18 protein-coding genes are annotated in these 21,071 nt (G+C 64.9%); 8 read left to right on the forward strand and 10 right to left on the reverse strand.

Features of this window, described 5'->3' with window-relative positions:
• Both ACZ0AA_RS14805 and ACZ0AA_RS14810 read left to right on the forward strand, forming a co-directional pair.
• A complete protein-coding gene (locus ACZ0AA_RS14805; protein WP_463513390.1) occupies positions 1 to 948 on the forward strand; it encodes a PD-(D/E)XK motif protein in 948 nt (315 codons plus the stop codon).
• Positions 941 to 3,034, forward strand: coding sequence for an AIPR family protein (locus ACZ0AA_RS14810; protein ID WP_463513391.1), 2,094 nt, complete (start codon positions 941 to 943; stop codon positions 3,032 to 3,034). The genes ACZ0AA_RS14805 and ACZ0AA_RS14810 overlap by 8 nt, the downstream gene beginning before the upstream one ends.
• Before the next feature lie 393 nt (positions 3,035 to 3,427).
• Here ACZ0AA_RS14810 and ACZ0AA_RS14815 read toward each other — a convergent pair whose 3' ends face one another.
• The gene (locus ACZ0AA_RS14815) at positions 3,428 to 5,350 is read right to left on the reverse strand and encodes an HNH endonuclease (RefSeq protein ID WP_463513392.1); all 1,923 of its coding nucleotides are present in this window, start codon (positions 5,348 to 5,350) and stop codon (positions 3,428 to 3,430) included.
• A gap of 181 nt (positions 5,351 to 5,531) precedes the next feature.
• Here ACZ0AA_RS14815 and ACZ0AA_RS14820 point away from each other — a divergent pair, with 181 nt between their 5' ends.
• The gene (locus tag ACZ0AA_RS14820) at positions 5,532 to 6,617 is read left to right on the forward strand and encodes a type I restriction endonuclease (RefSeq protein WP_463513849.1); all 1,086 of its coding nucleotides are present in this window, start codon (positions 5,532 to 5,534) and stop codon (positions 6,615 to 6,617) included.
• A gap of 20 nt (positions 6,618 to 6,637) precedes the next feature.
• On the opposite strand, the gene ACZ0AA_RS14825 is transcribed toward ACZ0AA_RS14820, so the two are convergent.
• Positions 6,638 to 7,147, reverse strand: a complete 510-nt coding sequence (locus ACZ0AA_RS14825) for a hypothetical protein (protein ID WP_463513393.1) — start codon at positions 7,145 to 7,147, stop codon at positions 6,638 to 6,640.
• Between the two features lie 114 nt (positions 7,148 to 7,261).
• Between ACZ0AA_RS14825 and ACZ0AA_RS14830 the strand changes: the two genes are divergently transcribed.
• A complete protein-coding gene (locus ACZ0AA_RS14830; RefSeq protein ID WP_463513394.1) occupies positions 7,262 to 7,876 on the forward strand; it encodes an HAD family hydrolase in 615 nt (204 codons plus the stop codon).
• A 107-nt stretch (positions 7,877 to 7,983) separates the two neighbouring features.
• Here the strand turns inward: ACZ0AA_RS14830 and ACZ0AA_RS14835 are convergent, their stop codons facing one another.
• On the reverse strand, positions 7,984 to 8,562 hold the full coding sequence (locus ACZ0AA_RS14835; protein WP_463513395.1) for a hypothetical protein: 579 nt from the start codon (positions 8,560 to 8,562) through the stop codon (positions 7,984 to 7,986).
• A gap of 101 nt (positions 8,563 to 8,663) precedes the next feature.
• On the opposite strand from ACZ0AA_RS14835, the gene ACZ0AA_RS14840 reads away from it, so the two are divergent.
• Positions 8,664 to 9,152, forward strand: coding sequence for a hypothetical protein (locus tag ACZ0AA_RS14840; protein WP_463513396.1), 489 nt, complete (start codon positions 8,664 to 8,666; stop codon positions 9,150 to 9,152).
• 92 nt (positions 9,153 to 9,244) lie between these two features.
• Here ACZ0AA_RS14840 and ACZ0AA_RS14845 read toward each other — a convergent pair whose 3' ends face one another.
• The 7 genes from ACZ0AA_RS14845 to ACZ0AA_RS14875 all read right to left on the reverse strand — a co-directional run bounded on the left by ACZ0AA_RS14845 (position 9,245) and on the right by ACZ0AA_RS14875 (position 18,366).
• Complete coding sequence (locus tag ACZ0AA_RS14845) at positions 9,245 to 10,288, reverse strand: metallophosphoesterase (protein ID WP_463513397.1); 1,044 nt, start codon at positions 10,286 to 10,288, stop codon at positions 9,245 to 9,247.
• Positions 10,206 to 11,237, reverse strand: a complete 1,032-nt coding sequence (locus ACZ0AA_RS14850) for a LacI family DNA-binding transcriptional regulator (protein WP_463513398.1) — start codon at positions 11,235 to 11,237, stop codon at positions 10,206 to 10,208. The genes ACZ0AA_RS14845 and ACZ0AA_RS14850 overlap by 83 nt, the downstream gene beginning before the upstream one ends.
• Positions 11,234 to 13,027, reverse strand: a complete 1,794-nt coding sequence (locus tag ACZ0AA_RS14855; protein ID WP_463513399.1) for an ABC transporter permease — start codon at positions 13,025 to 13,027, stop codon at positions 11,234 to 11,236. Before ACZ0AA_RS14855 ends, ACZ0AA_RS14850 begins: the two co-directional genes overlap by 4 nt.
• Positions 13,028 to 13,127: 100 nt before the next feature.
• On the reverse strand, positions 13,128 to 14,144 hold the full coding sequence (locus ACZ0AA_RS14860; protein WP_463513400.1) for an ABC transporter ATP-binding protein: 1,017 nt from the start codon (positions 14,142 to 14,144) through the stop codon (positions 13,128 to 13,130).
• Positions 14,145 to 14,189: 45 nt separating this feature from the next.
• Positions 14,190 to 15,266 (reverse strand): extracellular solute-binding protein, encoded by a 1,077-nt coding sequence (locus ACZ0AA_RS14865; RefSeq protein WP_463513401.1) that lies wholly within the window; start codon positions 15,264 to 15,266, stop codon positions 14,190 to 14,192.
• A gap of 361 nt (positions 15,267 to 15,627) precedes the next feature.
• On the reverse strand, positions 15,628 to 17,334 hold the full coding sequence (locus ACZ0AA_RS14870; protein WP_463513402.1) for a dipeptide ABC transporter ATP-binding protein: 1,707 nt from the start codon (positions 17,332 to 17,334) through the stop codon (positions 15,628 to 15,630).
• A 123-nt stretch (positions 17,335 to 17,457) separates the two neighbouring features.
• On the reverse strand, positions 17,458 to 18,366 hold the full coding sequence (locus tag ACZ0AA_RS14875; protein WP_400862982.1) for a LysR family transcriptional regulator: 909 nt from the start codon (positions 18,364 to 18,366) through the stop codon (positions 17,458 to 17,460).
• Positions 18,367 to 18,499: 133 nt separating this feature from the next.
• On the opposite strand from ACZ0AA_RS14875, the gene ACZ0AA_RS14880 reads away from it, so the two are divergent.
• The 3 genes from ACZ0AA_RS14880 to ACZ0AA_RS14890 are packed head-to-tail and all read left to right on the forward strand — an operon-like array spanning position 18,500 to position 21,059.
• Complete coding sequence (locus ACZ0AA_RS14880) at positions 18,500 to 19,813, forward strand: glucarate dehydratase family protein (protein WP_463513403.1); 1,314 nt, start codon at positions 18,500 to 18,502, stop codon at positions 19,811 to 19,813.
• Positions 19,810 to 20,802, forward strand: coding sequence for a 2-hydroxyacid dehydrogenase (locus ACZ0AA_RS14885; protein WP_463513404.1), 993 nt, complete (start codon positions 19,810 to 19,812; stop codon positions 20,800 to 20,802). The genes ACZ0AA_RS14880 and ACZ0AA_RS14885 overlap by 4 nt, the downstream gene beginning before the upstream one ends.
• A 59-nt stretch (positions 20,803 to 20,861) precedes the next feature.
• Positions 20,862 to 21,059 carry a hypothetical protein gene (locus tag ACZ0AA_RS14890; protein WP_463513405.1) on the forward strand — a complete coding sequence of 66 codons (198 nt, stop codon included), beginning with the start codon at positions 20,862 to 20,864 and terminating at the stop codon, positions 21,057 to 21,059.
• Positions 21,060 to 21,071 lie beyond the last annotated feature (12 nt).

The following is a 21,071-nucleotide window of genomic DNA, read 5'->3' on the forward strand; positions in this document are numbered from 1 at the left end:
GTGATCGAGCAGTTCGAGCGTGCGCTCGCCGGAGTAAATCATCAGGTGATTCCGTTGCACCAGCCTCGGATCCAAGCTTATGCACAGAACGTGAATGGCCATCCCGCATTGCTCCTTCGCATCGACGATCATTTCGATCGTGAAGTGGACGGAACTGGAGGCATCGCGGTCCGAGTCGATAGTGCGGGTACACCGAACCGCTGTCTGAGATTCGAGTCTGAATCGCTCGGTCTGACTCCGATGTTCGCTGCCATCGTCAGCACTCTGCTCGATGAAGTCGGAGAGTGCGAGTCGGAGGCCGATGGTGTTGGATTGCTCCTTGACCACTACGACGAGCTTCGCGTTATGTTCGCACGCCGTTCGGGAAGATTGGGCGAGTCAGCTGTTCGAGGATTGTTTGCTGAGCTTGTGATGCTCTTGGACCTGAGGGACCACGGCTACACGGCAGCTTCGGCGATCAACGCCTGGCAGGGGCCTTATCGAGTGGCCAAGGATTTCGTGTTGCCCCATGGGCGAGCGGTTGAGGTGAAATCGATCAGACGCACGAATCATCGCGTTCGAATTTCAGGCGTCGATCAGCTTGATCCGAGAGGTGAGGACTTGAGGCTCGCGATTCTGACCCTCGACGGTGTGAGCGCCGGTGAGGGCAGATCCGTGCTTGAACTCGTCGAGGAAGTCGGACTCTGGACAGACTCAGATCCAGCATCGAGACTGCCGTACGCTCAAGCGATCTCGACGTTGGGCATGGATACCAGCGATCCGTATTACAAGCGATGGCGCTTCGAGATCGGGGAATGGCGGTGGTTCTGGGTCGGCAAGGATTTCCCGCGGATCGAGCCGGCGAACGTTCCGTCAGGGGTCTCGCGGGTCAGCTTCTCGCTCGACACCGATCAACTGGAGGCATTCGCATGCGGGGCCTTCTGGCCTGAGGGGGCGCCAGGTGTCTGACTTCTACGGGGAACTCTCGAACGCAATCACGTTGCGGGCAGAAGGAAACTCGGCATTTCGCCTCGAATCGTTCGGCGAGGAGGCCGCGGAGCGACTCGAGTCCGCTGAAGTTGTTCAGGATCTGACGATCGTCGCACTTCGATGCCTGGGGCGTAAGGGCACTCGGCTAAGCCTGCTTGGTTACGCTGAAGACTCTGCCGACAGCTCTTTGATCATTCTTTGCCACGCATTCTATGATGAGCCCGGTGCGATGCTTTCGACGGCTGATGCAAGGGCCGCTTTCAAAGCAGCGGCGGGCTTCATCGAACAATCAGCAGACGGACATCTGATCGACAGTCTCGAGATGAGTTCGCGCGAAGCCGAGCACGCTCGCTACTTCAGGGATCTGCTCAGGCGGGACCAGCGCAACTCCCTCGAGACGGTGACCCGATTCAAGTTCATCCTCCTGTCTGACGGAACGGCGAGCGGCAAGCTGCGGTCTATCGACAGCGACGAGGTCTGCGGGCTCCCGGCCTCATACGCCATCTGGGATCTTGGGAGATTCGAGGAGCTTGCGCGCTCGGAGAGCGGACAGGACGACTACGACGTCGATATCACCAAGTGGTTACCTAACGGCCTTCCCTGCCTACCCGCTGCATCGACTGAGTCGACCACGCAGTCGTATCTGGCGGTGTTGCCGGCCCGTCTGCTTGCCGATGTGTTCGCCGAGTACGGCAGCCAGCTCCTCGAGTCGAATGTGAGGACGTTCCTCAGCGCGCGAGGAAAGGTTAATCGCGGCATCCAGAAGACGCTGGCAAACGAGCCTGAGAAGTTCCTTTCATTCAACAACGGTTTGACGACGACTGCGACTGGAGTCGTTGTCGAAGGTGGCCCCGACGGACCGCGCATAACTTCCCTTCGCAACTGGCAGATTGTGAATGGCGGCCAGACGACCGCGTCGATCGCACACTTCGTACGAACGCAGCGTGATGCGGCGATCGATGACGTGCACGTCCCGATGAAGCTTGTGACTGTTGAACCTGCGAGCGCATCCGAGACGGTGTCCTCGATTTCGCGGTATGCAAATAGTCAGAATGCGGTCAGTGAAGCGGACCTCTTCTCGAACAGTCCATTCCACATTCGGCTGGAGCAGATCAGCCGGAGGCTCCTCGCGCCGGCCCTGAACGGGCAACAGGTCCATACGAAGTGGTTCTATGAACGTGCTCGAGGACAGTGGGAGAACCAGAGGAACGCAGGCCCACCATCGCACGTAAAGCGGTTTGAACTCGAGTACCCCAAAAGACAGCGAATCACAAAGACGGACTGGGCGAAGTACGCGTTCAGCTGGGGAAAGAGGCCCCACGAGGTGAGCCGCGGTGCGCAGACCAATTTTATGGCGTTTGCAAAGTTGGCATCAGAGCTGTGGGAGAACGACGAGAATCAGTTCGGTGACGCGTACTTCCGTGCGGGTATCGCGAAGGCGATCTTCTACGCGGAGGCACGTTCGCTCGTTATGGCTGCCGAATGGTACTCGACTGGCTATCTCGCGAATATCGTTACGTACTCGATCTCGCGCTTCGTGCACGAGGTCGAATCGCGTTTTCCTGGGCGGAAGTACGATCTGGAGCGAGTCTGGAGGCAACAGGGGTTATCCGAGTCAAGCCGGATATCACTGAGTACGATCGCTCGCGAGATGCAGCAGTTGCTCACGGACCCGGCGCGGCCTCAAGCGAATGTTACTCAGTGGGCGAAGCAGGAAGAAGCCTGGCGGCGCGCAAAGTTGAGGCCCGTTGCTCTTCACCCGGCAATTGAGTCGGATCTCATCGACGTCGATGAAGTGAGAACCCGTGCCAAGGACGCCAAGCGTGAGCGTGCAATGGACACAGGCATGGAGACCATCGCCCGCGTCTTGACAGTCGGACGCCCGGTTTGGGTCAAGGCGTTGGCAACCGTCTCGGGTCGGAACATTCTCAGCCCGACAGATCGAGACATCATTGGCCTCGTGGCCGCAGGCAAGATTCCGACCGATCGGCAGGCAATTCGAGCGTGGCGTGCACTCGAACGCTGTGTTGATGAAGGAGTGCTCGACGCGAACGATATTGCGTAGGAGAAGCGCGGAATCCGACGCAAGCTCGCCCCCCCATGAAGAAAATCGTGGGCGTCCAGCGAGTCTGCGAGGCGGACGATGCAGGCGAATCACGGCGAGATACCACGCCGGAGCTCGCGGTGAGACGGCATCGCATCGTCGTGTTCATCGAAGTGATGCGGAGAAGCTTGCCGAGCTGGTGTCGCTTGTCGAGAGCGGAGTGCTCACCCTAGAAGTCACTTGTCGCATCCCGCTGACCGAGCTGCCGGCGGTGCACGCGGAGGCGGGTGAGGGTCCGATCGCGGCAAGGTCATCGTCAACCCGTAGTGATCGGCACTTCGATCGCGGCGTCGGCCCCGGGCGCGCATTGTCCGCACATCCGGGGCCAAGCCGCGAGCGACAGGGGTGGCCGCGTCAGTCGATCGCAGCGCGTTGCTCGGCGTAGGCCGCTCGGACCCGCACTCGGATCTCCTGAGCTTCCTCGTCGGCTACGCGCATGAGTTCCAAGAGCTTCTTGTGGTGGGCCCAATGGTTCTCCCACAGCTCGGCGCCAGCGGCCGCTTCGAAGTCGATCTTTGTCGGAACGCCGCGGTCCTCGTACTCCTGCAGTCGCGCTATCCGCTCCTCGATGTCAGCGACGCCCCGAGCCGTAGGCGATAGCCGAGCGGTACTGCGCATCCAGGTGAGCCAATGCTTGTTGCCCTTGCTCTGGTTGCACTTCCCGCACGCGGGCACAAGATTGTGGATCTCAGAGATGTACCCTGTGGGCCGCTGGCGCTCCACGAGTGGGCGGAGGTGATCCCACTCCGTACTCGTGTCGCCGCAGTAGGAGCAGGTCACGCGTTCGAGCATTCCGAGAATCTTCAGGGCTTCCCGCACTTCGGCCTCCGTCGGAACCACGACGGGAATGACGCCGTTCACGAACGAGTTCGTGATGCTCGAACTGCGTCCGGTGATGCGCACGGGCTTCGGCATGGCGAACTGGCCGAAATACGTGATGGCGATAGCTTCACCGTCGGTGGCTGCAGGGGTGTCGCTCACTCGTGGGGCTCGTCCTTCGAACCGCGACGCCTGAACGTGCGGCCCGCGAGGCCTGCGAAGGATCCTGCGATCTCCTTCGCCTTGTCGACGCCCTCGGTGCCGACGCGCGCGGCGGCACCGACACCGTCGGCGCCGATCCGGCGGGCCGCACCCACGCCATCGCCGCCTGCTTTGAGTAGACCGTCGCGGGTGTCGGCAACCGCCGACGCCCAGCGCCGCGACTCCAGCGATTCTGCGGCGGCTTCGATGCCGAGGCGTGCGTGGAAATCTCCGACCGCACCCGCGACCTTGTTCCGATCGCACGATTGTCGGCGACTCGATCGGGTTGAGGAGGACTTTCGAGTTCGCGATCGAGGCCGCCCCATCCATTCGGTCGAGGAGCTGTCGTGTGGCGCGCGCGATCAGATCTGCGCGGTTCGCTCGAGCCGTCCGCAATGCGACTCGATGCTGATCGAGTTCTTCCGGCGACGATCTGAAAATTCGGTCCAACTCGATCACTCCCATCGCCTCCTGCAGATAGAAGCAGTGCGCGAGCACGGCCAGCCATTCCTGCACTTGGCGGTCGGCCTTCTTCGATGCGTCGGCGAGGTCGCTCACCGACTTGCTCTCCAGCTTCTCGGCGAGCGCGTCGATCTGACGCAGTGCATACGCCTGAGTGCGGGCGATTGTCATCGCACTCCCCTGCACCTTGGACCAGGTCACTTCAGAGACGCCTCCGACTTCCTTGCGGATCGTCATCGCCTCTTCGAGCATCATGTCGACGCCGATCATGTCGGCGAGGACCGCGTCCTTCTGGGCTCGTAGGACGTCGTCGACCTTCTCGTCGATGATCGCGAGATAGTCCGTGATTTCGTCCATGGTCTGCTGCATCGCGACCTGAGCCATGATCCCTGCAACCCCGGCGAGCATTGCAGGGTTCGTGAGCATTGCGCCTGGCGTCTTGAGGAACTGGAGGTTCTTCGCAAACTGTCCGGTGGGCGCTCGGAGCGTGGCGTGGAGATTGCCGCTCGATGAGTTGGTCACTTGGGCCGTCTTGGGCAGCTTCTGCACGGCCGCCCACGACTCTTCCGTGAGCTTCATCCAGCGGCCCGAGTTGGCGGCGACCTCGGAGCCGGCCTTGGTGACCGCAGCGCCGCCGCCGAATATGGTGCTCAGCCTTGGCAGATCCAATTCGCGCGACTCGAGTCGATTCGACGCCAGGAATATCTCGATCGAGGATGACGACCCGATCAGGGCGATTCCGTCTCCGTCGCTGACGATCTCGATCTCGATCTCGCTCAGGTCTGCGTCGCCCATGGATCTTGCCCTCCCGTTGCGGCCCATCGGTGGGCACACCTTTGATCATGACGCACTCGCGGTTGATCTGGGCTGAATCAGTTGTGTTAGACGCCGACGGATGACTAGGACGGCGCATCCGATGTCCCGGAATTCCGCTATCGTCTGGATGAATGCGTGTTCAACGATGAGCGGAGTAACAGTGGAGTTCTCGGAGCGTCTCGATTCACTGGCGACCAAGGTGAAAAACCAGGCAACGGCAATCGGGACTGAGGAGGCAACGAAGAACGCTTTCGTCATGCCGTTCATCTCAACGATCCTCGGATACGACGTGTTCGACCCGCTGGAGGTCGTCCCGGAGTTCACCGCCGACGTGGGAACCAAGAAGGGGGAGAAGGTCGACTACGCCATCATGCGCGATGGTGAGGTCCAGATCCTCATCGAGTGCAAGCCGTCGATGGGCGCGCTCAAGATCGAGCACGCATCGCAGTTGTTCCGCTATTTTTCTGTCACCAACGCCCGAATCGCAGTCCTGACCAACGGCGTGGTCTGGCAGTTCTATACCGACCTCGACGCTCCGAACCGCATGGACGCGAAACCGTTCCTCGTTCTGGATCTGCTCGACATCGACGAAACGCTCATCCATGAGATTCAGAAGCTCAGCAAGGAGAGCTTCGATCTCGACTCGATCATCAGCGCCGCAGAGGAACTCAAGTACATCGGAGCGCTCAAGCGCGAGATCGCGGCACAGTTCCGCGAGCCCACCGACGAGTGGATCAAGTTCTTCGCGACGCGCGTGCTCGATGGTTCCTACACGCAGAAGGTCCGTCAGCAGTTCACGACTCTGGTGAGCAAGGCGGGTCAGCAGTTCCTTACGGAGCGGGTCAACGAGAGGCTCAAGACTGCGCTGGGCGTCAGCGGGATCACTCATACGTCGACGGCGCCAGCACCCGCCAGTGCCGAGGTAGCGGAGGCAGACCTCGATCGGGATACAGAGATCGAGACGACTCTGGAGGAGCTCGAGGGCTATCAGATCGTGAAGGCCATTGCTTGCGGTGAGGTGAAGCCGCAGCGCGTGACTCACCGCGACGCGAAGAGCTACTTCGCCGTTCTTCTCGACGACAACAACCGCAAACCGGTCGCGCGCCTTCACTTCAACGGCAAGCAGAAGTACCTCGGCCTGCTCGACGAGGACAAGGTCGAGACGCGTCACGCCCTCGAAGAGCTGGACGAGATCTACGCTCATGCCGATGCGATCAGGGAAGCCGTCCGGCGGTACAAGGACTGACCACGTTCGCGCCGGGACGACTAGCGGGAGCTCGATGTGCTGCGCGCATCGAGTGTGCGCGTGGATTCGTGGGTTTCGAGTTCCTGCTCGAATCTCCAAACAATCGTGATGGAGCGAATCGCGAGCGTGTAGCGGGACCTAGCGAAGAGCTCGAGGAGTTCCCCAGCGCGGAATCGGCTAGGGAGTGAGTTCTCGACCTCGAGCAGCGGCTGAGCGTCCGCTGGCCTGACGTCGATCCGGTCGACCAGGAGCGTTCGTTCGGAGGTGTTTCGAATGGTCCAAAGGTCGCCCGATCCTTGCTTCGGTACACCCCATGCCTTGGGTCTGTGAGCCTGAGCCACCACCTCCTGAGCGTCGGCGATGCGCTGCCAAGCGGCGTTGGACTTCTCCGCTAATGCGGCGGCCTCGGCACTGGATTTCTTTGCCTCGTCACGAGCCCGTCGAGCATCAAGTGCTTGCCAGATGGCGACCCCAGCTGCGGCGACCGCTGCGATGCCGCTGATGAGACCAACCACGTCACCAGTGTCCATCTCGCGATCATAGGGACAGCGCGAGTGTTATTGCTTGGTTGGGACGCTATTTCGTCGTCGCTCTCAGCCGTCTTCGCTTCACAACGCTGCGATATCGACCGCTAGCCTGTTCCGATGTCTCTCATCCGCGCCGTGCTTTTCGACCTCGACGGCGTCGTCCGTCATTTCGACTCCGAGAACGTCGCGAGCATCGAGCGGGTTCATGACCTCGAGCCAGGCTCGATCGAGGCCATCGCCTTCGCTCCACACCGTCTCGAACCGGTGACGACCGGCCGCATCTCTCGCCGCGAGTGGGTTGAGCGGATCGGCGTGGAGCTCGGCAACGATGAAGCTGCTGAGGCGTGGGGGAGTCAGCCCTTCCATGTTGACGAGGAGGTGCTGGGCCTCGTCGATGAACTGCGAGCGAATGGCATCCGCACCGCCATCCTGACCAACGGGACCGACACGATTCCGGACGAGATCGCTTCGATCAACCTCGGCTCCCACTTCGAGGCCGTCTTCAACTCCGCAGAGATCGGCTGGACGAAGCCCGACGTGCGGGCATTCCAGCACGTGCTTGACGCGATGCAGCTCGCACCCCACGAGGTTTTCTTCACCGATGATTCGGCGAGCAAGCTCGCCGGGGCGGACGCACTGGGGATGCCGACGCATCACTTCACGGGAGTCGCTGGACTTCGCGAGTCACTGCGCGCGGTGGGAGTACTTCACACGGCTCGAGGTGATGCGTAAGTGGTTGCCGATGCCGATCTTGGTGGAGGGTCAACGAATCGCAGCGACGGACGGACCGGTCCTCGGAAGCCTGCTACCGCCCGCTGCGGGGCAGGGCCATTGGAGTCTCAACGCTGTGGGGGCAGGATCAACACGGTTTCGTATGAGTGAACTTCACCGTTGACGTCTCCGACGCTCGCGATCGTGTAGGGGCTGAGATTCAGCGTGTCGCCCGCATACAGCGGTGTCAGGTACGCCTGATTCGTCGGCTCCACCGAGTACAAGCTGCCGCGTCGAACCGCATTCAGAGCCTCGAAAGAGTACGACCCAACGCAGAGCCGATCGCGGATTGCATCCTTGGAATCCCCCGGTGCGACCAAGTACGAAGCGAGAGTCCCATCCTCCGCGTAGCTCACTGTGCCTGCAGCTCCCGCCCGCGGGCCGAAATCAGCCATGGCCGCGTATAGGTCCACATCGAGCAGCTCGTCGCTCAAGATCGTGGAATCGCCGCGGGGCAGCCGGCATTCCGGCGATTCTTCGGGCGCTGGCGTCCCGCTGGGCCCTGGCTCCGCGCTTGCACCATCCGCTGTTGTGACCGTCGCTGGTTTTTCGACAGCTTCTGGAGCCAAGGCCGTACACCCGACGAGCGCTGCAGTGCAGAAGGCAGAGACGAGGGCGACCGTGAGGATGTTTGTGCGTTTCCACATGACCGCACGCTATCCAATGCCTGCACTACGACACCAGCTGCCGCACATCCTCTACCCTCATGGCTTCCTGCCGCTGCCGGCCAGACGAGTAAGTTGAAGCCATGTCGCTCCTTCGAACCGGCCGCCTCCCGCTTTATGGCGCCGCCTTCGCCGTCTTCGTGCTCGGCAGTCTGACCGGTTGCGCTTCGTCCCCGAACCTAGGGGACGAGACCTCGACGGCGCAGCCCTCGACAGCAACGCCGACACCCACACCGACGTCGACTGCCGCAGATGATGAAGCAACCTGTGCGGCGCTAGGCGACGTGCGGACCATTCTTTACAATTCGCGAGCCGCGTTCGAAACGGATCGCATGAGTCAGGACGAGCTGGACCTGTGGGCAGACCTCGCCTCTCGGGTTCTCAGCAACACCCCTAGTGCCGACCACGGGTCAATAGCCGACGCGGTCGACGCCGTGAAAGAGGCAGCTCCTGATGGGCGATCGCTTCTCGGGGCCTTCGCGTTAGGAGCGCATGACCCCACCGCGGACCTCGCGGCCGCGTGCGAAGCCGTCGGCTTCGCTGTTGTCACGTCCGGGTTTGTCGGCGGCTGACGGAAGACTGACCAGGGCACGGGCCCTGCCATCAGTGCGACTATGACCCAACCACTCTGAGCGCCTCGCGTCCCGTGACACATCTGACCCGCTCAACGACCGAGGGGTCGCTCCCGCCAGCTGATCCCCCGCCCAGCAATCCGCCTCCCGGCCTCCTCCGCCGCAACCGGCTCGCCGACATCCGCACCGACCTCGAGCCCGACGACCGAGTGCACGATAGTCCCGTCATACACGTGCACGAGGTTGTACCCCTGCGCAGCATCCTGCCCACGCGTAGCTCCAACGGGCTGAGCCAGGTCCTGCCCGTACGCACTCGATGATGCGGCCGCCACCGGAATCCCCGCGAACGTCCCGAACGACGGGTGATGCACGTGCCCCGACAGGATCCCCCGCACGTCTGACCCCGCCAGCACCGCGGCCAGTGCCGACTGCTCACGCAGCTCCACCGTCACAGCGAGGTCGAGCACCGTCGGCAGCGGCGGGTGATGGATCAGCAGCAGCGAACCCTCCGGCGCGGGCGTAGTCAGCTCGGCCGCGAGCCACTCCAACTGCGCCTCATCGACCCGACCCCAGTGCTGCCCGGGAACCGTCGAATCCAGCACGATCACCCGCATCCCGCCGAACCAGCGCACCTCGACCACGGCATCCGAAGAGCGACCTACGGTACCGGAAACCGGCGTTTCCTCGGCAAGCCCCAACTCGGCCCGCATCGCCCCGCGCTCGTCATGATTCCCCATGGCCCACACGACTTCACACCCCAACGCATCCACCGCCGGCGCCACCAACTCACGCAACCGCCGATACGACGACGCGTCCCCGCGATCCGCGAGATCCCCCGTGAACAACAGAGCGTCAGGGCGAAGCCCCGAAGACACCAACCGCGACAGAACAGAAGAGAGGTTCGCATCAGCATCCGCCCCGCTGCCATACAGCGGAGCGCGTTCACCGGGAAGGTGCGTATCGGAGATGTGCACGAAGGTGTGCGATGGGCGAGAGTGCTCGGTGAGGATCATTTCTCTTCCAGTGAGACGACGAACAAGTACAGGACAGAAGTCAGACGGCGGCGGCGGTCGACCCGGGCACGAGGGTTCCGACGAACGGCTGCCGCACGGTCTCGGAGGAATCCGAGTCAGCATCAGAACTCAGCAGCCGCTGCATCGTCTCGACAGCCGCGGCCGCGACGGCCTCGACCGGAATGCGCAGAGTCGTCAGCCCCAGCAGATCGGCACCGGGCAGGATGCCGTCGCACCCCGTCACGCTCACATCGCCGGGCACAGACAACCCCGCAGCACGCAGAGCGCGCATGACCGCGAGCTGCCGATAGTCCGACGCACACATCACAGCCGTGGCCCCATCGCGCACGGCATCCAGCGCCTCATCCACTCCATCGGTCGGCGCAGCCCCCGCAGACACCCGAGTCACTGTCGCCCCACCAGCGACCAACGTCGACTCCATTGCCGACGCCCGCAGATGCTCCGCAAACGACACGTCCTCAGCGCCGGAGAGCACCACCACACGCCGGTGCCCCAGCGACAGAACATGCGACGCCAGCATCGCTCCATGCGAGGGATCGTCATAGTGCGCCGTATGAATCCCCTCCGCCGTCTCAACCCGACCCGCGCGCACGATCGGCACCTGGTCGGCGAACGGCTCAAGCTGCGCGGCCGTGATTCCTCCGGTCGCGACGATCAACCCGGCGACGCGCATCCCGAGCAGCCGGTGCAGCGCGTTGACCTGCTCGGCACCCTGCTCGTCTGCGCCGATCGTGACGGTCACGAGGTCGAGGCCACGCCGGTGCGCTTCATCCTGCAACCGCGAGAACAGCAGACCGTATGCCGGGTTGCTCGCGTCGCGCAGCATCAGCCCGACAGTGCCGGTGCGGCCGGCGGCGAGCTCGGCGGCCATCGTGTTGCGCACGTATCCGAGGCGCTCGGCCTCGGCGAGGATCCGCTCCTGGGTCTCGGGAGCGAAACGCCCCTCGCCCTTCAACGCCCTGGTCGCGGTCGCGCGCGAAACCCCGGCGGCCGCGGCCACATCGCTGACCGTGACGCGCAGCCCCGGCGCACCGGCATCCGCAACACTCACGCGCGAGCCTTCTTGGCCTTGCGGGGCGCTCCTGCGCGCGAACCTCGTCCATACACGAGATACATGGTGACACCCATGATGATCATCAGCAGCACTGTGTAGACGAACGTGATCGGCATCGCGTCGAGATTGTTCTCGCCGCGCGTGCTCTCTTGAATCGCCACACCCAGCGGCTTGAACAGCGGGTGATAGAGGAAGATCGCCGCGTCGTAGTCGTCGAGCAGGCTGTTGAAGTTCAGCGCCGTGATCGCCGCGGCCGTCGGCAGCACCAGCGGAACCAGAACCTTGCGGAACGTCGTCAGCGACTTGGCTCCGAGAATGCGTGAGGCGTCTTCGAGCGAATCAGGCACCGATGCGAACCCGGCCTTGAGCAGACGCAGCGTGAACGGGATCTTCACGCAGATGTAGGCGATGAGCAGCAGGATCGGCGTGCCGGTGAGCACGAATCCACCCACGATCGCCCGCGGCTCGTCGAAGGCGGTCACCAGGGCGAGCGCGATCAGCACGATCGGCAGGATCCACGGGATGTGCAGCACGTACTCGATCGCGGTGGTCAGCAGGTTGCGGTGCTTCTGCAGCATCCGCGCGACGAACAGCAGACCGCCGACCACGACGATCGACGCCACGGCGCTGTAGACGACGCTGACGATGAAGGGACGGATCGCCTCGGCGCTCGAGAACACGGTGACGTAGTTGTCGAGCGTGAAGCTGTCGAGGGTGATGGAGCCGGCGAGGATGCTGCGCGCATCGACGAACGAGAAGATCACGATCAGCACGACCGGGATCAGGTAGATCACCCACAGCAGGTAGGCGATGACGTGCACGACGACGTTCGCGAACGGGTTGCGGATCTTCTGCTTCTGGATCGGCGTCGCCACCTTCGCGACCGAGAAGTACACGCCCGACTTCTCGAAGCGGTTCATGATCGCGAGCAGGATGATCGTCGCGATGCCGAGCACGATCGCCAGGAGAGCTGCGATGTCACGCGTGATGGGGCTGCGGGAGAGGTCGATGATCAGCGGCGCGACGGTCTGGAAGTCGGGCCCGCCGAGCACGAGGGGAGCGGTCAGCGCCCCGAGCCCGATGAGGAACGTGAGCACCGTGACGGCGAACAGCATCGGCTTCATCACCGGCAGCACGATGCGGCGCAGGATCGTCCAGGTCGAGGCGCCCATCAGCTTCGCCGCCTCGATCGACGCGTAGTCGACCTTGCCGAGCGAAGAGGAGAGGAACAGCATGTGGTTCGTCGTGGTCGCGAACGTCATCACGAAGACCACGGCGAAGTAGCCCGAGAACCAGTCGCGGTCCATGTCGGGCCACCAGTTGACCATCATGTTCGTGAAGAACCCGAACCGGCCGTAGATGAAGTTGTAGCCGGCGGCCAGCACGATGCCGCCGTAGATCAGGGTCGTGGCATAACCGAGCCAGAGGATCTTCGCGCCGCGCACCTGGAAGTACTTCGTCACCAGCACGATGAACACACCGACCACGTTGACCGTGATCGACAGGGTGACGGCGAGCAAGAAGCTGTTGCCGAGCGTCTTCAGCGCGCGCTCGCTGCCGAACAGCTTCTCGACGGCACGGATGCTGAACTGCCCGTCGGGGAAGAACGTGACGCCGAGCAGGGCGGCGTTCGGCAGCACGAGGAACGCCGCAGCGAACCAGATCACGATGATGCCCGTGATCCACGCGAGCGGCGAGCGCAGCATCGCCTTCACGCTGCCGGGTCGCCCTCTCTTACGGAGCCGCGGTCCCGCCGTCTGACCCTCGACGACAGCCTGTGTCGTCAAGGAGCCGGCTTCTCCGGTCACGGCCGCTGACGGCGGGACCGCGGGGTTCATGGGGTTCTGAGAGCTCGAGGGGTTCTGGGGCTTCTGCGCATCCGACATGTCATGCCGCCGGGTACTGCAGGATCCAGCGGGGATCCACGTCGACGCGCACCGCGTCGCCCGGGTTCCACTGGCGGGCGCTCGCCGCGGCAGGCACGCTGACGCGCAGCGCGGCATCCTCTGCCGTCACGGTGTAGACGCTGTGACTGCCGTGGTACGTGCGGTCGACGATCGTGCCATCGAGCGACGCGGATGCCGTCGAGCTGTCGCCCGCCTCCGCGAGGTGCAGCTTCTCGGGCCGCACGTAGGTCTCGGCCGTGGCATCCAGCCCGCCGCCGAGGCTCGTGATCTGCGCCGGGCTGAGGCGGTTGTTCTCGCCGATGAACCGGCAGACGAACGGCGTCGCACTGCGGTCGTAGATCTCCTCGGGAGTGCCGACCTGCTGCAGCGTGCCGGCGTCGAGCACGGCGATGCGGTCGCTGAGGGTCAGTGCCTCTTCCTGATCGTGCGTCACGTAGACCGTGGTCACGCCGACCTCGTGCTGCAGGTCCTTCAGCTGCTCGCGCAGCTGCACGCGCAGCTTGGCGTCGAGGTTCGACAGCGGCTCGTCGAGCAGCAGGATGCTGGGGGTCAGCGCGAGCGCGCGGGCGATCGCCACACGCTGCTGCTGTCCGCCCGAGAGCTCCGACACGTTCTTCTCGAGCTGCGAGAGCGCGAGGCCCGTGCGATCGGCGATCTCGTCGACGCGGCGGCGCTGCTCGGCCTTCGACGTCTTCTGGATCGAGAGTCCGAACGCGATGTTCTCGCGCACGTTCATGCTCGGGAACAGCGCGTAGTTCTGGAACACCATGCCCACGCCGCGCTTCTCGCTCGGCACGCGCGTGACATCGCGCCCGCCGATCAGGATGCGCCCGCCGGTCGGCTCGACGAACCCGGCGAGTGCCCGCAGGGCGGTGGTCTTGCCGCATCCGGACGGACCCAGGAGGGTGAAGAACTCACCCTCCTGGATCTCCAGATCGAGGTGCGAGACCGCGCGGTGATCGCCGAACGCGACCTCGACATCTTCGAAACGGATCATGTGTCTTTTCCGGTCAGTGCTGGATGAGGGGGTGTGGAGGCTCGATCAGCCGATGTACTCGAGCGTGACCTTCTCGACCCAGGCGCCGAGGTTCTCGCTCACGAAGCCGAAGTCGATGTCCTGACGGTCGAGGGTGCCCATGAGCTCGACGACCTCGGGGTTGGCCTGCTCGACCGCGCCCTCGTTGACGGGCATCGAGTTGAACTCGGCCGCGAACTCGCCCTGCACCTCGGCGCTGCCGAACCAGTCGATGAATTCCTGAGCCTTGGCCTCGTTGCCGGTGCCGTTGATCTGCGCGATCTGCTCGGTGACATACGGCACGCCGTAGTCGGGCACGATCATCCCGGTCTTCGTGCCGTACTCCTCGTCACGCGCGGCGATGCCGCTCGAGGGGAGCACGCCGTAGTCGATCTCGTCACGCGTGATGCGGGCGTAGAGGTCGGTGCCCTCGACCGCTGGCGAGCCGTTCGCGTAGTACGACTTCACGAGGTCCCAGCCTTCATCGCTGACACCGAGGTCGCCGTCTTCGTCGAGGTGACGCGACAGGATGCTGGCGAGCACGAGCTGCGGGGTGGCCTGGCCCAGTGCCGGGTTGACCTCGTAGCGACCCGCGTACTCCTCGCCGGTCCAGAGGTCCTCCTCGTCGGAGGGTGCGTCGGTGATCTTGTTCTCGTCGTAGACCGTGACGATGGCCTGCTCGACGAGCGGCCAGAACGCGCCGTCGGCCGGGTCGCCCGCGTCGGCCGGAACCTCGCCGCTCCACTCGGGCTCGTAGGCGGTGATCGCCTCTTCGGACTTGAGCTGCTCGAAGAACATGTTGTTCAGACCGAACACCACGTCGCCGACGGGGTTGTTCTTCTCGGCGATGATGCGGTTGGTCAGGTCGGCGCCGCCGAGGCCCACGATCTCGATGTCGATACCGGCATCCGCGGCCTTCTCGGTGATCCACTCGCCACGGCCGTCGCTGTTCGAGTTCGTGTAGACGATGAGGGTCGCATCCGACCCACCGTCGCTCGAGCCGCCTTCGGTCTCGGTGCTGCCGCCTGCGCAGCCGGTCAGGGTCACGGCCGCCACCGCAGCGATTCCCAGGAGAGACCAGCGCTTCTTTCGGATGTCGACCATGGTCGCCTTTCTCGTCATCGAGGTATGTCTGAATCGACTTTACCCCGCTGTTGTGGTGTCTACACAACAATCTGGCTGTTTCTTAGCCGCGTTCGCGCGACCGCACTCAAGATAGGCGTCGAACGTGAACGCAGGGGGAGTGCGAAGTGAACTGTCGACGCTCTGCCTCGCCTGACGCCTGACGCCTCACGCCTGGCGTCCGTTCCCTGGGTGGTCAGTAATGCACCTGAACCGGCCGTAAGGGGTGCGAAAGTGACCACTCACGCGCCCGGCGTGCGGTGGGTGGTCAGTACTGCAACTGAAGTGGCCGTGAGGGATGCGAAAGTGACCACTCACGCGCGGTCGAACCGACGGTGACGAGTCAGGCGGAGAACGCGGGCACAGCCTCGATCAGCATCCGGGTGTACTCCTCTTGCGGAGCCGTGAAGATCTGAGCGGCGTCACCGCATTCGACGAGCTTCCCGTTCTTGAGCACGGCGACGCGGTCGGCGGTCTCGGCGACGACCCCGAGGTCGTGCGTGATGAAGAGGTAGGTCAGCTCGCGCTCGCGCTGCAGCTCGTCGAGCAGCTTCAGGACCTGCGCCTGCACCGACACATCGAGCGCCGAGACGGCCTCGTCGAGCACGAGGAACTCGGGGTCGAGCGCCAGGGCTCGGGCGATCGCCACGCGCTGTCGTTGTCCGCCTGACAGCTCGTCGGGGAAGCGGCCCAGCATCCCGTCGGGCAGAGCGACCTGCTCGGACAGCTCGAGAGCGCGCTTCGATCGGGACTGTCGGTCCCCCTCACCGAACGACAGCAGGGGCTCGGTGATGAGCTGCTCGATCGTCATGCGCGGGTTGAGGGAGTCGAAGGGGCTCTGGTAGACCATCTGGAACCGCCGGCGCAGCTGCCGCAGCTTCTCGCCCTTGAGGTGCGTGATGTCGTCGCCCGCGAACGAGATCAAACCGGATGTCGGCTCTTCGAGGCGCAGCACGAGCCGCGCCAGCGTGCTCTTGCCCGAACCCGACTCGCCCACGACGGCCATCGTCTCGCCACGCCGCACCTCGAGTGAGACGGCGTCGACGGCGGTCAGCGAGCGGCGTCCGCCCTCGCCCTTGGGCAGCGGGAAGACCTTGGTCAGCTCGGTCACGCGCACGATCGGCTCTGCACCGAACTCGATGCGGGCCTTGGTCGATGCCGTCCGTCGCTCGTGCGCACTCAACCGCGGTGCCGCGGCGATGAGCTTGCGGGTGTACTCGTGCGTCGGCGCGGTCATCACCTGCTCGGCGGGCCCGGAGTCGACGATCTCGCCCTGCTTCATGACGACGACCCGGTCGGCCCGCTCAGCCGCCATTCCGAGGTCGTGGGTGATGAGCAGGATCGCCGTGCCCAGCTCCCGCGTCAGGTTCGCGAGGTGGTCGAGGATCTGCTTCTGCACCGTCACGTCGAGCGCGCTCGTCGGCTCATCGGCGATGATCAGGCTCGGCTGCGCGGCCAGTGCCCCGGCGATCAGCGCACGCTGCTTCATGCCTCCGGAGAACTGATGCGGATACTGCTTCGCCCGCTCGGCCGGATACGTCAGCCCTGCCATCTCGAGCAGTTCGACCGCGCGATCGTGCGCGTCATGCTTGGTCGCGAGTCCGTGCACGAGCAGCGGTTCGGCCACCTGCACGCCCACCCGGCGCACGGGGTTGAGAGAGAGTGCCGGGTCCTGGGGGACCAAGCCGATGAGCCGCCCGCGGATGCCGCGCCAGCGTCGTTCGCTCAGCGGGATCAGGTCCTCGCCCTCGAACTCGATCCGCCCACCGACCACCTCGGCGTTCGGCGCGAGAAGATTCATGATCGACTGCGCGACCGTGCTCTTGCCCGAGCCTGACTCGCCCACGATCGCGACGACCTCGCCGCGACCGACGCTCAGGTTCACGCCGCGCACCGCCTCGACCTCGCGGTCGCCGATCCGATAGGCGACGCGCAGATCCTCGACGCGCAGGATGTCGTTGTGGGCAGCCGGCATCGCGCTGTCGGTCGGGTTCACGGACTCACCGAGTCGGGCGGGCTCATCGGCGGTGGCGGCGACATCGTTCGGCATGCGTCCTCCTCGTCGAGCACGGGTCGTGTCATCAGCACTGATCATCTTCCGTTCACGCTAGGCGTGCGGATTCATCCAGATCAAGCCCTACATCGGCATTGGGCAATGCGCTCAGTGCATCGATCAGCTCGCGCGATCCACGTCGTCGACCAGACTGAGCAGCCGTTCGACGAGCGGATTGTGAGACTCCGAGTTCCACGCGATGTCGAGCTCGACGCTGTTGACGCGCGACGACGGGTCCGCCTCGCTGATCGGCAGCAGTGTCACCGTGTCGGGGGAGATCCGCTCGGCGGACTCCGGCACCAGTGTGAACCCGATGCCGGCGCTGACCATCGCGAGCAGAGCGGGGACCTGCCCGGCATACTGCACGATGTGCGGATGCACCCCGCTCGCCACGAACATCGACAGCAGCAGGTCGTGGAAGTACCGCGCGCCGCTCGGCGAGTACATCAGCAGCGACTCGTCTTTGAGATCGATGAGCTTCAGCGGCTCCGCGCGCTGTGCCAGGGCCGAGTCGCTGGGAAGCGCCACCGACAGTCGCTCGCGATAGACCGCCCGGCTGCTGATCTGCGGTCGGGCGAGCAGGGGGCGCATCAGTCCGATGTCGACCGTGCCCTTCTCGAGCTCCTCCACCTGATCGAGGGAGACGAGCTCGCGCAGCAGCAGCGTGACGCCGGGCAGCTCGGCTGACGCGCGACGCAGCAGATCGGGCACGACCGCCTGCCCCGCCATCGCCGTGTACGCGATCGTGACGGTGCCGGCTGCACCCTCGCCGACCGAGCGCACGTCGGAGACCGCCTTCGCCGCGAGGTCGATGAGCCGCCGCGCGTTGGGGAGCAGCGCGCGCCCGGCCTGGGTCAGGGCGACGCGGCGACTGGTGCGGTCGAAGAGCCTCGTCGACAGCTCGCGCTCGAGCTGCTGGATCTGACGACTGAGCGGAGGCTGCGTCATCTTCAGTCGCGTCGCCGCGGCCCCGAAGTGCAGTTCCTCGGCCACGGCGATGAAGCATTCGAGCTGTACCAGCGAGATCATCGATCCACTCCTGACATCAATCAGTGCGACTTTTGGTTTGTCTGCGCATCTGTCCCCACCATAGTGTCGGAGAAACTCGATGACGCGGAATCCGCCGATGCGGAGTCCCCGGAGTCTCACCAACGGAGGCGTGATGTCCGAAGAGCTCCTGCTGTCTGTCCCTGCCGCCACGCGATTGCCGGAGAACGCGGTGCGGTCCGTCCGCATCACGCCGGTCGCGTTCCAGGACCCGCCCCTGCTCAACACCGTCGGGGTGCACGAGCCCCTCGCGCTGCGCGCCATCGTGCAGATGACCACTGAGTCGGGGGTCGTCGGGCTCGGCGAGACCTACGGCGACAGTGCTCACTTACAGCGGCTGCGGGTCGCCGCCGACTCCGTGCTCGGCTGCGACGTGTTCGCGACCAACGATCTGCGGGCGCGGGTCAAACGCAGTGTGGCCGGCGACGGTGTGCAGGGTGGGCACGGCATGTCGGGCATGGTCACGGGCACCAGCACCGGTGACCGCGTGCTCTCGCCGTTCGATGTCGCGGCCATCGACATCCGCGGCAAGCTGCTGGGGGTGCCCGCCAGCGAGCTGCTGGGCGGGCGGGTGCGGGATGCCGTGCCGTTCAGCGGCTATCTCTTCTACAAGTGGGCGGGTCATCCGGGCGGTTCTGACGACGAGTGGGGCGAAGCGCTCACGCCCGACGGGATCGTCTCGCAGGCCCGTCGCATCATCGACACCTACGGCTTCACCGCGCTCAAGCTCAAGGCCGGGGTGTTCGCCCCGGAGGAGGAGATCGCGGCGATCCTCGCGCTGCGCGAGGAGTTCCCCGATCACCCGCTGCGCATCGATCCGAACGGCGCCTGGACCGTCGAGACCTCGTTGCGGGTCGCCGACGCGTTGAAGGACGTGCTCGAATACCTCGAAGACCCCACCCCCGGTCTCGAGGGGATGGCAGAGGTGCGCCGCCACACCGACCTGCCCCTCGCGACCAACATGTGCGTGGTCGCGTTCTCGCACATCGCGGATGCCGTGCGCCTCGGCGCGATCGACATCGTGCTCTCCGACCACCACTTCTGGGGAGGCCTCGAAAGGTCGCGACTGCTCGCGGGATTCGCCGAGACCCTCGGCTGGGGACTCTCGATGCACTCGAACTCGCACCTCGGCATCAGCCTCGCGGCGATGACCCACCTCGCTGCGGCCACCCCGGGCGTCGGCTACGCGTGCGACACGCACTGGCCGTGGAAGCGAGAGGACGAAGACGTCATCGCGCCGGGCGCACTGACGTTCCGCGACGGATCGCTGGCGGTGCCGACCGCACCGGGCCTCGGCGTCGAGCTCGACCCGGAGGCGCTGGCGCGGCTGCACAGGCAGTATCTCGACGGCGGCATCCGCGAGCGCGACGACACCGGCTACATGCAGCGGGTCGACCCCGGGTACGTGCTGGAAAGCCCTCGCTGGTGAGCGCGGTGCGGCGGGATCCGTTGCGCATCGCGGTCACCGACCCGATCATGTCGGCGTTCGCCGACGACCTGCGCCGCACCGAGCGGCCGCACGAGTGGGTGTTCGCCGACCTCGAGGTGCCCGGCTCCGCTCGCGCGGCGATCGCGGGCGCCGATGTGGTGATCTGCTCGCGGCTCACGGCCGACGACATGGCCGACGGCGACCGCGTGCGTCTCGTGCACGCGACGGGTGCCGGGGTCGACCGGGTGGATGCCGGTGCCGTGCCCGACGATGTGCCGCTGTGCAACACCGGTCATCACGGCGCCGCGATCGCCGAGCACGTGATCATGACCGCGCTCATGCTGCGCCGTCGTGCGCTCGAGGCCGACGCCGAGATGCGTCGAGGGGAGTGGCGCACGATCGCCACGGCCGACGCCCCGTACCATCGCTCGCTGGCCGGGAGCACTCTCGGGCTCGTCGGCTACGGCGAGATCGGCCGCTCCGTCGCCCACCTCGCGAAGGCCTTCGGGATGCGCGTCGTCGCGATGCGCCGGCATCCGGATGCCGGGGGCCCGGGAACCGAGCTGCTCGATCAGGTGTACGGCGAGGGTCAACTGCATCCGCTGCTCGCGGAGAGCGATGTCGTCGTCGTCACCGCACCCCTGACCGAGAGCACCCGGGGGATGATCGATGCCGACGCGCTCGCACAGCTGCACTCAGATGCTCTGATCGTCAACGTCGCCCGCGGCGCGCTCCTCGACGAGGACGCGCTGTATGCGGCCCTCGCCGAGGGGCGCATCGGAGGAGCGGCGATCGACGTCTGGTGGGATGCTCCGCAGGGTGCCGAGGCGCCGCCTGTCGTGCAGAGATTCGCCGGGCTCGACCGGGTCGTGCTGACCCCGCACCACTCGGGCCATGCGCGCGAGGTCTTCACGGCGCGGGCCGCCGACATCGCCCGCAACATCGATCTGCTCGACGCCGGCCGCCCGCTCGAGCGTCAGGTGCGCTGAGCGGTCAGGCGTCGGCGCCTCCTTCCTGCCCAATCAGAGGGGCGAGCTACGCTGTCCGCATGGTCGGTTCTGATGACGAGATCTTGCGATTGCGTCGGCGTCTCGCTGAGGTTCAGCGCCTCCACCACGAAGCGTGGCTGAGCGGTCTGAGTATGGGTGGCGGCCTCGGCGCGCACCAACAGCAGAGCCTTCACGAGGACGAGGCGCGCGACATCCAGGCGCGCCTGACCGAACTCGGCGAAGACCCCGCCGGTTGACTGGGCATCGCC

The organism is Microbacterium sp. AC035 (genome assembly GCF_979258485.1).